Below are 14031 nucleotides of genomic sequence, written 5' to 3'. Positions count from 1 at the left end.
ATAATGTCTAAATAAAAGCGCTTAGGGCGCTTTTTTTATGCGGACACTCACCAGTTTTTATGCGGACACTCACTATAAGCTTGCCTCTTGGTAAAAAAACTTGAAGGTCAGACCAGTTTGGGCGACACTTAATTAAAATTAATGACAGGCAGATAAATTATGGCGAACAAATTTGGAAAAATAATCAGTAAAGTTAATAGAATGCCACGCTTTACCCGATCTTTTTTACTGACTAAAATTTTCTGTTCGACAGTAAAATATGCTGGTACTTCATCAATAAAGCTGGTTTCTGTTTCTCATACCAAAGCGGTATTATCGTTAGCAAACAAAAAGAAAGTACAAAACCATATTGGCGGTATTCATGCTATTGCTGCGGCATTATTAGCAGAGTCGGCAACAGGTATCGTTTTTGGAATGAATGTCCCCGACACTTGTGTACCGCTATTGAAAAGTATGACGTTTCACTTTCAAAGACGAATGCAAGGCAATTTGTCTGCGGTTGCCGTGTTAAGTGCTGCGGACATTGAGCAGATAGAAAATACAGATAAAGGCAGTTTGATGGTTAGTGTCGACATTAGCGATGAAACAGATCAACAGCCTATTGTTTGTGAAATGGAATGGGCTTGGGTAACCAAGCGACGTTAAGTTTGATAAAACCAAGGTATTTATGCGAAGCCTTTCTAACTAGTTGATCCGTCTGGTATTAGTGAGTCGTGAGCGGCATTATGTTTAAAGTGGTTTGCTTACCTCACCATTAAAAACCGTTGATTCTTAGTGACAATTCCTTACACTGTATTTTTAACTAAATTTACCGTTGAAGGTATTGATCAATATGGACGCTACTCGTTACTTTTTTCAGCAATTATCAGGACGATTTTTTGGGATTGTTTTTCTTTCATTTTTTCTCTTTAGCGCCTTAACAACACTGTTAGTTCTTCGTGATAATCAAGTGACCTCGTTAGCAGAGCACGAGTTGCCGTTATTAGCGAACAAAAACAAACAACAACAACAAATTTTAACCACCTATCTAGCATTAGAAAACTTAGCCAAACGTACTGATGCTGAAAATTTATCAGCTGACTACGAACAGGCTCAACAGCAAATCAATAACATATCTTTACTGGTAAAAAATAATAAAGCCCAACTTGATTTAATGTATGTCGGCCATAAAGAATTTTCAGGTATTATTGATAAACTCAGTGAAAATCATCATAGAAACACTCAACTCAAGCAAAGTACCCTCATTCAATTACAGTTAATTAATGATCAATTAACGGTTGAAATTAAAGAAAAACAGCGACAAAAAAATCTCTTGTTAGAACAAATAAATTCAGATAAATACACCGATAAAGTGACCGCAACCCGCGCTAAAGCTTATGTAAGACAAATAACTGAGTTGAGTAGCTTACAACAATTACAACAGACCATTATCCGTGCCTTATTAGCCTTTCAACAATTAAATTTACAGTCTTCTATTATAGATTTTGACGATGTTAGTACGGAACTAAAGCAAGTCTTAACCACTTTTCTTCCCGAAGAAAGTACGGTTAGCCAACAAGGCTCTTTATTAACATTACAACTTAATACTTTAGAGCAGTTATTATTTTCACAACAAAATGCAGTAGCCAAGTGGCGTAGTCATTTACGTTTGTCTCGTTTATATGTTGAATTTATTGAGCAACAACAACAAAAATTACAGCAGTTAGTGCTTGAATCTATACCGCTGGAGTCCTTATCTGCAGATAAAAAATTATTATTAATTGCTTGGGTGCCTGCTAACATAAAGGACTTTTTAGCAAAACAAAACGTTAGTGTTAACAATCAAAATTTACAATTAGCGCTGCTTGCTTTTATTTTATTGTTATTTTTACTCTTGCTGGCGATGATAGTTAAAACCAAAAGAAAAATAAAAGAATATGGTCAAGAAAGTGTGCACTTATTTAGACAGTTTATTGAAAGCAGCGCGAAAAATAGTGATGAAAAACTCCGCCCTGAATTTTTAAATTCAAGGGAAAATAGAGAAATTGCCGAGCAGCTTAAAACAGCGCTTGAAACAATGATTAATCCTGAGCACAGTGAGCAAGAATATCAGCAACAGCTTGCCGAGCAGCAAATCACTAATGGCAATGTAGAACAACAGAATGAAGAAATTAAAAAATTAAAAAATTCTCTACAGCAACTAGCATTGACCGATAATGAGCAGGCTTTACAGCGACAATTACAAGCGAGCGAAAACAACAACAAGTTAACAAATATGGTGGTGCGCAGTATGCTGCAAAGCCAAAGTTTGTCTATCGGTGCTGGCGTTACCTCGGTACAAGTTTATCGACAACTGACGCGTATTTTTGATTGGTGTCGACAACATAAAATGCGTAGTGAGTTTTTGTCTGCGGTGAAACCGATGACACTCAGTGATGTTGCTTTGCACAATGAAATAGACGCGGCATTACTCAATATCATTGCCGATGCTCATTTGCAGCGTAATAAAATTTATTATCAACAAGACCCGCAATTGTTAACTGCCGCAAAAGTCGATGTACGTTTATTTCATCGACTGTTAAATGGTATATGCCGATTATTGCTCGTTGATTTATTTAAAGCTAATTTGCACATTGGTGTCGGTGTTATTGATAAAAATGAAGGGCAGCAAATTGTGCGTTTTGATTTTTCTGTGACCAGCAAAAAAGCAATAGCGAAACTACCCGAAGAGGTCGAACGTTTGTTATTGATTGACTGTGCTGAGTCAGCAAAAATACATGCAAACGATACGCTTGATTACCTAAGCTTACTGCTTGATTCCCTTAATGTCACCGATAAAAATGTGCAATTACAAGAAAAGGGTTACCAGTTCTCCTTTACTTTACCCATTGGCTTTGCTGATGCAGCACAAGATATATCTGTAAAAAGAATTGATTTAAAGCAAACCAATATATTGTTGTTATCTAGTGATAACAATATTTGTAATATCACAGAAAAAGCCGTTACTTCAGCTAATGGCATAATCGCTACCTTAGCCAACCCTGAGCTGATGATTAAACAACTGAGTACGGCACAGCTAACCGATGAAAGAATTGATATTGTTATCTTAGGCAGCGATTTTTATCTAAAATCGCTTGAAAAAATACAGCAACATATATCAAGTTTAGCGAAAGATATTCAGCCAAAACTGTTTGTTATGCAGCCATATTTTAACTCGCATTTAGCGCGACATGGCTTGTTCGAACAAACAGAAAACCCACTACAAATAATAGCGTTACAGCAAAGCTTAGCCGATTTTATAACGACAGAAAAAACGACCAATAGTCAACTTAGTTCCAGTATGTTTAATAAACATCAGTATTTAGTCAGTCAAGTTGAAGTGCTCTTTGCGGTAGAAAACCCAAGCAGACATTTAACCTTACTGCGTATCTTACGATGGTTAGGACTACAGGTAAAAGTTGTCTGTCAGCCTAAAGCTATGACTAAACTTTGGAGCTCAGGAAGATATTTGTTGTTATTTACCGAATTTGAACAATCTCCTTTTATTCAAATGTCAGCAGGCAAAGGGGTACGCCGTGATATTTTTACTTTTAATAAAAGCACTTTCTCCAATGATGACACACCAAGGTTGGCAGAAAAATGGCGTGTTTCAATTATACCCGCCTTGCATGACATTGATGCTTTAGTGATACTTTTACAGCCTTGGTTAAAAGCAAAACCCACTAAAGTGGTTGCTATTAATAAAGTAAAAGCACAAAGTAATCAGACTAAAGCGTATAATAATATTGATGCTGAACTGCTAAACACAACTGAAAAGCTTGATAAAGTATTATCGACGTTAGACTTAACACCCGCCGCGAAAAAAGATATAACTGAGCCTTTTAATCTCGAACACTATGCAAAAAATCAGGGCTCTGCAGAATTGGCAATGTTAATGCTTGATGACTACCTTGCTGATATTGATGACGCGATGAAAAAATTATCGACGGCACTAGCGGTGCATAATTACCCATTAGCGATTAGTTTAACGAATAGCTTATTTAAACCCAGTAAAATATTAGCCGCTGAAAATTTTATTGATATTAGCCAACAATTATTGTTTGAGCTTAAGCCAAATACGACCATTGAACATCTACAAGTTATGGCGTTATTCAGTCAATTAAGCGAACAGCAACAACGGCTAAATGAGTTTGCTGAGGCAATATGAAATGAGTTACCGGATCCTAGATAAATGAGTTTTAACACTGAAAAAAATATCGATGTTGCTAGCCCTTGTATTCGAAACTGTTGCTTAAATGGCGATGATGTTTGCCTTGGCTGTTTCCGCCATATTGATGAGATTTTGGCGTGGACAAGCTATAAAAATAATGAAAAAGTGACGGTGATTAAGAATTGTCGACAACGCCGAATAGCCGTTCAAGAAAAGCACAGTCAAGGTAAAAGTTAAATGGAAATTACTGAACAAAGTGAATTAGACGACTTTTCACAACTTACCGTGTTGATAATAGACGATAACCGCTTAGTTCATGACACCTTGAAAAGGGGATTATATGATCTTGGCATTAATCACGTAAAATGTGCAGAGAGTGCTTATTACGGCATAAGATTATGTGAAACAACGCGCTTTCATATAATTATTTGCTCATTTAATGTCAATAGTGATAAAGACGGCTTTCATTTACTCGAAGAATTAAAGTTCAGAGGTCATGTTAATAAAACCACGGTACTGATCTTTCTCAGTACTGAAACGAATGAATCTCTGGTTAACTCGATAGTCGAATTACAGCCTGATGACTTTTGGGTGAAACCACTCGCCCCTAAAACAGTACAACAACGTTTGATACACACGTTACAAACAAAAAAACAATTATTCAATATGTATCGAGCGACTGACACTAAGAGTTTTTCAAAAGTTATATATTTTGCTGACCGTCATTTATTGAATGAAAGTTTGCATAAGTATCATCCCAATATTTTGCGGATGAAAGGGGAAGCTTACTTAAGCCTTTTTGAATTTGAAACAGCAGAATCTTTTTTTAAAAGCTTACTGAAAACGTATACCTACGCTTGGGTCTATTTAGGCTATGTAAAGTCTTTGCTAAAGCAGGGGCGTATTAACGAGATTAATGAATTGATTGAAAAACTGATCAACAAGCCTGCTACCCGGTTTGGTGCTCATGACATGCTGGCGCAATATTATATTGAGCACGAGCAATATGAAAGAGCTTACGATGAGATAAAAAAAGCAACAGCGTTGTCGCCACGCAATATTGAACGTAATAAAAAGTCATGGGATTTAGCACGGCTTAATCATGACCACGAAGGACAATATATCGCGACACGTAATATCGCCCAGCAAGCAAAAAACTCTATTCATGATTCACCTGAATTGCTTTTAAATGTTATTCGCTCTGGCATTGACTTAGCGGCGGCTATTACCGACGAGCGTTCATTTAAAGTTTTGCAGCAAACTGATAAATATATTAAACAACTTCAAAATGATTATAGCGATGCAAATGAGTTTAAACAGCAGTTGTTAGTGATAAAAGCACGGCTATATATCGTTCGTGAACAGAAAGGCAAGGCTACTAAACTTATTGAAAATCATGTGAATTTTATCGCATCACCACAAATTGAAGACAACTTGGATAAAGTGAAAGTTTTTCACGAATTGGGTATGCGCGAAGAAGCGGTGAAAATGTTAGATATTATTAGTAATCAAGTTTTAGGTGACTCGTTAACGAGCCAAGTTATTAATAAATATATTGAACAAGAAAGTATTGAGCGTGCTGAAATTAATTTTTCACCGAAACAACTAAACGATATGGCGATTGAACATTTCGAAAAAAATCGTTTGCAACCCGCACTTAAAGCTATTCAGCAAGCCCTTCGATTAACACCACATAATATTAAATTAACCATGCGTTTGTTAAAAATATTGATCGTGATTAAGGAAAGTAATGAGTTTGATGAAAATCATCAGAAATTTGGCGATGAAGCCCTTGTTGTGCTCTTGTCTGCAAAAGTTAAGGATGCTGGTCTAGAGGCTATTGAACAGCTGAAAATAAAGTGGCAGCAAGCTTAGCTAATTAAGCGTCTCGGGGTAAGCCTTTTTCAACACTGCGAATTAAGCGCTCGGTTAAACGTTGGTTTTTTATTGGGAAGTCACTATGCTGCTCTGCAGCGATTCGCTTATTGTCTTGTTGATGTAATGCCCAATGAATATGCTCAGCAACCATAGGCTCTGCGGTCGTGAGCTTATCATTTAACGCGTCAATATTTTCTGCACTATAAGGCGCATTACCTATTGCAACGGAAATATTACGTTGCCAGCTATTAAAACCAATACGGCGAATTGGAGAACCTGCTGTTTTACTGAGAAAAGTCGCTTCATCCCAGCTAAATACCGTTAATAATTCAACGTTATCAAGATTCTGACGAGGGGAGAAGTCGCCTTCGTGACTGATGTTAGCAAATTTATTCCATGGGCAAATTAACTGGCAATCATCACAGCCATAAATTCTATTACCAATTAACGGCCTAAACTCTTCTGGAATGGCGTCACGTAATTCAATGGTTAAATAGGATATGCAACGACGAGCATCTACGACATAGGGTGCTACTATCGCTTGGGTTGGGCAAATTTTAATACAAGAGACACAACTGCCGCATTCATTGGCTGTTTTCTCCGAGGTCGGTAACGGAATATCAACCAATAGCTCACCCAGAAAAAACCATGAACCGGCACTTTTGTTAATTAATAGCGAATGTTTACCGACCCAACCTAAACCAGCCTTTTCGGCCAAAGGGCGTTCTAAAATAGGCGCGGAGTCAACAAATGGGCGAAAGTTAAAGCTTTCACAGTACTCGCTAATTTTATCACCCAATTGTTTAAGACGTTTACGCATTAATTTATGATAGTCACGGCCCAAGGCATAGCGGCTGATATAGGCATGATCTTTCTTTTTGAGGGTACGGGCAAATTTTGCTTCGGGGGGTAAATAATCCATGCGTACGCTGATCACTCGCGTTGTTCCTTCAACAAGCTCTTGGGCACGTGCTCGCATTAAACCATGCTTGTGCATGTAATCCATTTCGCCGTGATAATTATTTTCTAACCACTGCGTTAACGCGTCTTCATGACTCGATAAATCAATATCGCTAAAGCCAACTTGAGAAAAGCCTAATGCTAGACCCCAACGCTTAATGTTTTCGGCTAATGCTTGATAATCGATTGGTGAAGTTGTCATAGTTACATCGTTGTCGCAGGCAGATCAGGCACAGGCCAGATAAAAATAGTAAAGAAAAACGGTTGTTCATCAGTTTATCACAAAGCGCTTTTTGCGCGAAGTAAGTCGCTTAAATTCTGTTATTGAAAGTTACTTGATGAGTAAAGTTTATCACGTTAAAAGTAAACAGCCGCTAGTGTTTAATGGACACTGTTAATTACGGATAATTTTGTTGCACAAAAGCCCGGTAAAATTGCTATGCTAGCAAATGACTTATTGTCCGTTACCGCCAATTTATTAATAAGAAACTTTAGAATAAAATCAATGAAAGAAATACTGAGCAACAAACAGGGCTTATTAGCCGATGAATCTGCCACTATCGCCATGGGTAAAAAACTGGCTGATATAGTAAAAACACAACTTAAACAGGGCATTGTTGTTTATTTATACGGTGACTTAGGTGCGGGAAAAACCACCTTAACTCGAGGTTTTGTGCAAGGTATGGGGCATATTGGCCATGTAAAAAGTCCAACCTATACCTTAGTTGAACCTTACGAATTGCATGACTGGTTAGTCTATCATTTTGATTTATATCGTTTGTCAGATCCTGAAGAATTGGAGTATATGGGCATTCGAGATTATTTTGCAGATAACTGTTGTTGCTTTATCGAGTGGCCAGAAAAGGGACTAGGTATGATCAAGGCACCTGATTTGCGTATCGACTTAGCGTATAGTGACGAACAAAGAACCATCAATATACAAGCAAAAACCGCTTTGGGTGAGCTCGTAATAAATGCGCTTAGTTAATGTGCTTTAATAGACGCGAAAGGAAGGGGCAGCAGTAAATGAATATTCGATGGTTATTATTAGCGGTGTTATTAATCGCTAGTGTTTTCTTTGAAGCGCAGGGTAATAGCATCGATGGTGTTCGTGTCTGGCCAGCCCCGGAAAATACCCGTATTGTTTTTGACCTCAGTGAACAGCCTGATTATAAGTATTTCAGTTTAAAGAATCCTCAGCGTTTAGTGATTGATTTTAATAACAGTAAGAATCATGTCTCCTTTAAGAATATCCTTAAAAAGGATAAACGCATAAAACTGATCCGCACCAGTAAGTCCCGTGTGAAAGGAACAACACGCTTAGTATTAGAATTAGCAGATAATTATTCTTTGGCTGTTTTTCCGCTTGCACCAGCAGGGCAATATGGTGATCGTTTAGTGATAGACTTATTCGATGAAGAAAAAATCAGCCAAGGTGACCATACCCCAAAAAATGATCATCGAGATATTCTTATTGCCATTGACGCTGGTCACGGTGGTGAGGACCCTGGTTCTATAGGCGGTAAAGGCAGCTATGAAAAACGTGTCACGTTAGCGATTGCTAAAAAACTTGCTACTTATATTAATAATGAAAAAGGCATGAAAGCGGTCATGGTGCGCGATGGGGACTATTATGTCTCGGTCGGTCGACGTAGCGAAATAGCTAGAAAAAACCAAGTTGATTTTTTAGTGTCAATTCATGCTGATGCCTTTAGAACACCACAACCTAACGGTGCCTCAGTTTGGATTGTCTCGCATAAACGGGTTGAATCAGAAATGGCGAAATGGCTACGTAACCGCTCGAACAACTCCGAGCTCTTAGGCGGTGGCGGCGGTGTTATCAAAAATACCCGCGATGACAATTTGGCAAAAACCTTAGCAGACATGAATAAAGAGCATTCGCAGGGTGTTAGCATTAGTATGGCGAGTAGTGTACTTAAACAACTGAAAAAAATTACTAAAATGCACAAAAAAGTGCCACAACATGGTAATTTTGGTGTGTTAAAGTCTTCAGATATTCCCTCTATTTTGGTAGAAACAGGGTTTATTTCTAACCATAGAGAAGAGCAGAATTTAAACTCTAGTGCTCATCAGCGCAAGCTCGCTAAAGGTATTTTTAAAGGTATTAAAGATCATTTTATGATTCAACCGCCGATGGGCAGTTATTATGCCTCTATTGAAACACGACAGCATAAAATTACTCGTGGTGAATCTTTGTCTGTGGTCGCACAGCGCTATAGTGTTTCAATACGACAATTAAAAATGGCAAACAATTTAACCTCAAATATCGTTCGTATAGGTCAAACATTAACCATACCTCGCGCCGATTAATTTATTATAAATAGTTAATAGATCAAAATTTATGACCATAGAAATCCTTCCGGCCCGCCTTGCCAACCAAATCGCTGCCGGTGAAGTAGTAGAACGCCCATCATCAGTAGTGAAAGAGTTAGTTGAAAATAGCTTAGATGCTGGCGCAACCACTATTAAAATAGATATTGAAAAAGGTGGCGCTAAACGTATCCGTATTAGTGATAATGGCTCGGGTATTGTTAAAGATGAACTAACGTTAGCGTTAAGTCGTCATGCGACCAGTAAAATTAAAGACCTCAATGACTTAGAAGGTATTTGTAGTCTAGGATTTCGTGGTGAAGCACTGGCAAGTATCAGTTCGGTTGCTCGCTTAACATTAACGTCAAAACCTGCTGAGCAAGAATCAGCCTGGCAAGCTATTGCCGAAGGGCGAGATATGGCGGTAGCATTACAACCTGCTGCACATCCTAATGGCACAACCATTGATGTTGTTGACTTGTTTTTTAATACCCCCGCGAGACGAAAATTCCTGCGCACCGAGAAAACAGAGTTCACTCATATTGAAGAGGTCATTAAGCGTATCGCTTTGGCGCGCTTTGATGTTAGTTTTATTTTGTCGCATAACCAGAAAGTGATTAAGCATTTTAAATCAGTCAATAATAAAAGCTTATATGCAAAACGGGTAGCGCAAATTTGTGGTCAAAAGTTTATTGAACATTCACTGGAAATTGACTGCCAGCATGGCGACTTACAATTATCAGGTTGGGTTGGGCTACCGAGCTTTGCCCGTAATCAAAATGACTTATCTTTCAGTTACGTTAATGGTCGTATGATGCGAGATAAGTTAATTAATCATGCTATTCGTCAAGCTTATAGTAATTTGTTGCCAGCAGATACTTACCCGGCTTTTGTACTGTTTCTGGTGCTTGATGTCCGTGAAGTTGATGTTAATGTTCACCCGGCAAAACATGAAGTGCGTTTTCATCAAGGGCGCTATATTCATGATTTCATTTATTCGGTTTGTCATAACGCGTTAAGTGAAAATGCTAACCTTGGCTTGTTACCTGAATTAGAAAATCAGCCATCGGCTACTTTACCACTTCAACCTGAAAGCAGTGCGGTAAATTATAAACAAGACAATCAGCTTGAATCGCCTGAAAATCCGCATCAAGCAACGCGTGATTATATTAAACCATTGACTAAAGTTAGCGATGTGCAAAGCGAACCCTATCAAGGTAGCAAACAAAGTAGTCAAAACAATCATTCATCTTATACGCACAGTAATAATCAAGTGAGCAGAAATGCTGCGCAAGCTTATCAAACCTTGATGACGCCTTTGTCTGGCGAAACTTTGCATGTAGAAAGTGCCGCTGTCTCAATACATCAGGCTGATGAGAACGAGAGTTTGGTGCTGGCCAACGTTATAGATGAAAAATATGCGGTAATAACCTTGCACAATGAACTGCGTTTATTAGCATTAAATAAAATAGAACAAGCGGTTAAATTCCTCGAAGTAAAAAATAGATGGCAACATAACTTTGTTAGTCAGCCGTTACTATTGCCGATTAAGATCTCGTTAACGCAAGCACAAGTTGCTTTTGTTGAAGCGCAGACTGATGCATTGAAAAAAATGGGTATTGTCGCCACGGTCTTAACAAAGAACAGTATACAAGTGCGCGAGTTCCCCGCCTTGTTAAGAAATAAAGATGTAAATTTGAGTGTCAATAACCTCTTAACGCTTTTGTGTTTAAAAGATGGGCAGGAATTAACAAATAGTGATTGGCAACAAGCCTTTGCAAGTTTATTATCTGCTGATTCTTATGATAACCAACAGGCTAAAAACCTACTCCGCTTGAGTCAACAACAATTAAATTCAACCTTTGAACAGCAACTACGCTTGAATTCGGTATTGATAGACCTCACATCATCAATAACAACGTTAACGAATGCTACTTAAATTGATGCCCGACGCTTTACCAATAAACAATATTGACAGTAAAACCCGTAAATTACCGCCAGTCATTTGTTTGATGGGGCCTACTGCATCGGGTAAAACAGCGTTAGCAATGGCATTACATGATGCCTTGCCATGCGATATTATCAGCGTTGATTCTGCGCTTGTTTATCGGGATATGGATATTGGCACTGCAAAACCAACAGCAGACGAATTAGTCAAATATCCACATCGATTAATTAATTTGATTGATGCTAGTGAAAGTTACTCAGCTGCTGATTTTTGTCGTGATGCATTATTAGAAATTGAGAAAATTCGGGCAAATAACCGCATACCTTTATTGGTTGGCGGTACTATGATGTATTTTAAAAGCCTGATTGATGGTATTTCACCTCTGCCGGCGGCCGATGTTAAAATTCGTCAAGGTATTGAAGCTGAAGCTAAAGAATTTGGCTGGGAAAATATTCATCAGCAACTTGCTAGTGTAGACCCTGTTTCTGCCGAGCGTATTCACAAAAATGATCCGCAACGATTGATGCGGGCATTAGAGGTTTATCGTCTAACAGGCAAAAGCATGACCGATTTAACGAAAGTTAAAGGTGAACGACTTAGCGGTGATGTTTTACAATTTGCTATCTCACCCAAAGAACGCAAAGATTTACATGCTCGTATTGCGCTTAGGTTTGAACAGATGATTGAACAAAATTTTGAAGCAGAAGTTGTTAAGTTAAAGCAACGTGACGATTTGCATGAAAACTTACCCGCGATCCGTTGTGTTGGTTATCGACAGATGTGGGAATATTTAAATGATGAAGTCGACCATGATGAAATGGTCTTCAAAGGCATTTGTGCGACGCGACAGCTAGCTAAAAGACAGTTAACTTGGTTGAGAAATTGGCCAGATTTACAATGGTTGCATATGGAAGATGAAAATAATTTGAAACTAATTATGTCTTCTGTAAGCAAACTTTAAACCTTGATGTATAATAAAAACAGTTGCATAGTAAGTAACTAGTTTTCTAGAGAAAAAACTCTTACATACATTTATCAAAAATAACAAAAAAGGGGCCAAATAATGGCAAAGGGGCAATCTTTACAAGACCCATTTTTGAATGCTTTACGACGTGATCGCATTCCGGTAGCAATATATTTAGTTAATGGCATTAAACTACAAGGACAAGTAGAGTCATTTGATCAATTTGTTATCTTACTTAAAAATACAGTAAGCCAAATGGTTTATAAACACGCCATTTCTACTGTTGTTCCTTCACGGGCAGTTTCTACGATGCCAGCACCACAAACCGGTGATTACAGTCAGGAACAGCAAGATTAATGATTTCGTTGAGTTTGGTTGTAGGCCAAATATAAATGTCCAAATTTTTTTTTGGTTTAACTATTTAGTTTATAGGTAATACTCAATTGTTTGATCGTTATGAAGCAGGTGAACAAGCTATTCTTGTTCACCTTGATTTCCCTGATGAAAATGCGCGCGAAGACTTACAAGAATTTGAAATGCTTGTCAGCTCTGCGGGCGTTAACGCGCTTGCTATTATCACAGGTAAACGTACAACACCCCATACTAAATTCTTTGTTGGTACTGGTAAAGCTGAAGAAGTTGCCGAGGCGGTAAAGTTACACCAAGCCAATGTGGTACTTTTCAACCATGCCCTTTCTCCTTCGCAAGAAAAAAATATTGAAGCTTTATGTGAGTGTCGCGTTGTTGACCGAACGACACTGATCTTAGATATTTTTGCCCAGCGCGCACGAACTCATGAAGGTAAGATGCAAGTAGAACTTGCCCAATTACGACATATGAGTACCCGTCTTATCCGCGGGTGGACGCATCTTGAAAGACAAAAAGGTGGCATCGGCCTTCGGGGTCCCGGTGAAACTCAGTTAGAAACTGATCGTCGCTTACTTCGTGACCGTATGGTAAATATTCGTAAACGCTTAGAGCGTGTTGAAAAACAACGCCAACAAGGCAGAAGAGCAAGAACACGTGCGGAAATACCGACTATTTCTTTAGTGGGTTATACCAATGCCGGTAAATCGACGCTGTTTAACATTATTACCCAGGCAGATGTTTACGCAGCCGATCAATTATTTGCAACCTTAGATCCTACATTACGAAAAATTGAAATTGAGGATGTTGGTCGGGCAATTTTAGCCGACACCGTTGGCTTTATTCGCCATTTACCTCATGATTTAGTTGCCGCTTTTAAAGCAACATTGACTGAAACTCGTGAAGCTGAGTTATTACTGCATGTCATTGATATCTCAGATGATAGACGAACTGAAAATATTGAACAAGTTGAAACAGTTTTAAAAGAGATCGAAGCGGGCGATGTACCGCAATTATTAATTTGTAACAAAATAGATGCTTTGGAAGATATTCAGCCACGCATCGATAGAGACGATACAGGTTTACCTATACGAGTATGGTTATCTGCACAAAAAGGCATAGGGATTGAATTACTTTTTCAAGCGCTAGCTGAACGACTCGGCAAGAAAATAGTCAAGCATAACTTATGCTTACCTCCTAGTGAAGGTAAGTTGCGTGGTGTGTTTTATCAATTAAATTCTATTGTTGATGAACGGTATGACGAAGATGGAAATTGTTTATTAAAAATTAAATTGCCTGCAAGAGAGTGGGATAGGTTAATTAAACTGAGTGAAGCTGATATTGAAGGCTTTATTGAACGTAAACAGACTGATATATTACCGTAATGGGTAAATA

Annotated in this window: 11 protein-coding genes; 10 read left to right on the top strand and 1 reads right to left on the bottom strand. The window is 38.3% G+C overall.

Annotated features, from left to right (window positions below; translation table 11 throughout):
- Positions 1–159: 159 nt before the first annotated feature.
- The 4 genes from ESZ26_RS12360 to ESZ26_RS12345 all read left to right on the top strand — a co-directional run bounded on the left by ESZ26_RS12360 (position 160) and on the right by ESZ26_RS12345 (position 6064).
- The gene (locus tag ESZ26_RS12360) at positions 160–645 is read left to right on the top strand and encodes a DUF4442 domain-containing protein (RefSeq protein WP_146799800.1); all 486 of its coding nucleotides are present in this window, start codon (positions 160–162) and stop codon (positions 643–645) included.
- Between the two features lie 187 nt (positions 646–832).
- On the top strand, positions 833–4186 hold the full coding sequence (locus tag ESZ26_RS12355; protein WP_146799799.1) for a hypothetical protein: 3354 nt from the start codon (positions 833–835) through the stop codon (positions 4184–4186).
- A gap of 24 nt (positions 4187–4210) precedes the next feature.
- Positions 4211–4426, top strand: coding sequence for a DUF1289 domain-containing protein (locus ESZ26_RS12350; protein ID WP_146799798.1), 216 nt, complete (start codon positions 4211–4213; stop codon positions 4424–4426).
- The gene (locus ESZ26_RS12345) at positions 4427–6064 is read left to right on the top strand and encodes a response regulator (RefSeq protein WP_146799797.1); all 1638 of its coding nucleotides are present in this window, start codon (positions 4427–4429) and stop codon (positions 6062–6064) included.
- A 4-nt stretch (positions 6065–6068) separates the two neighbouring features.
- Here ESZ26_RS12345 and queG read toward each other — a convergent pair whose 3' ends face one another.
- The gene (queG, locus tag ESZ26_RS12340; RefSeq protein ID WP_146799796.1) at positions 6069–7229 is read right to left on the bottom strand and encodes a tRNA epoxyqueuosine(34) reductase QueG; all 1161 of its coding nucleotides are present in this window, start codon (positions 7227–7229) and stop codon (positions 6069–6071) included.
- A 303-nt stretch (positions 7230–7532) separates the two neighbouring features.
- Here queG and tsaE point away from each other — a divergent pair, with 303 nt between their 5' ends.
- The 6 genes from tsaE (at position 7533) to hflX (ending at position 14021) form a co-directional block, all read left to right on the top strand.
- Positions 7533–8015, top strand: a complete 483-nt coding sequence (tsaE, locus tag ESZ26_RS12335; RefSeq protein WP_146799841.1) for a tRNA (adenosine(37)-N6)-threonylcarbamoyltransferase complex ATPase subunit type 1 TsaE — start codon at positions 7533–7535, stop codon at positions 8013–8015.
- 38 nt (positions 8016–8053) lie between these two features.
- Complete coding sequence (locus ESZ26_RS12330; protein ID WP_146799795.1) at positions 8054–9358, top strand: N-acetylmuramoyl-L-alanine amidase; 1305 nt, start codon at positions 8054–8056, stop codon at positions 9356–9358.
- Positions 9359–9389: 31 nt separating this feature from the next.
- Positions 9390–11297 (top strand): DNA mismatch repair endonuclease MutL, encoded by a 1908-nt coding sequence (gene mutL / locus ESZ26_RS12325; protein WP_146799794.1) that lies wholly within the window; start codon positions 9390–9392, stop codon positions 11295–11297.
- A 4-nt stretch (positions 11298–11301) separates the two neighbouring features.
- Positions 11302–12267: a tRNA (adenosine(37)-N6)-dimethylallyltransferase MiaA gene (gene miaA, locus ESZ26_RS12320; RefSeq protein ID WP_146799840.1), complete on the top strand. Its 966-nt coding sequence runs from the start codon at positions 11302–11304 to the stop codon at positions 12265–12267.
- Positions 12268–12369: 102 nt separating this feature from the next.
- Complete coding sequence (gene hfq / locus ESZ26_RS12315) at positions 12370–12627, top strand: RNA chaperone Hfq (RefSeq protein WP_070375096.1); 258 nt, start codon at positions 12370–12372, stop codon at positions 12625–12627.
- 86 nt (positions 12628–12713) lie between these two features.
- The gene (gene hflX, locus ESZ26_RS12310) at positions 12714–14021 is read left to right on the top strand and encodes a ribosome rescue GTPase HflX (RefSeq protein WP_146799793.1); all 1308 of its coding nucleotides are present in this window, start codon (positions 12714–12716) and stop codon (positions 14019–14021) included.
- Positions 14022–14031: the final 10 nt, after the last annotated feature.

Source organism: Colwellia hornerae, from assembly GCF_007954355.1.
Lineage (GTDB): Bacteria > Pseudomonadota > Gammaproteobacteria > Enterobacterales > Alteromonadaceae > Colwellia_A > Colwellia_A hornerae.
This window is presented reverse-complemented; position numbering and strand designations above follow the sequence as displayed.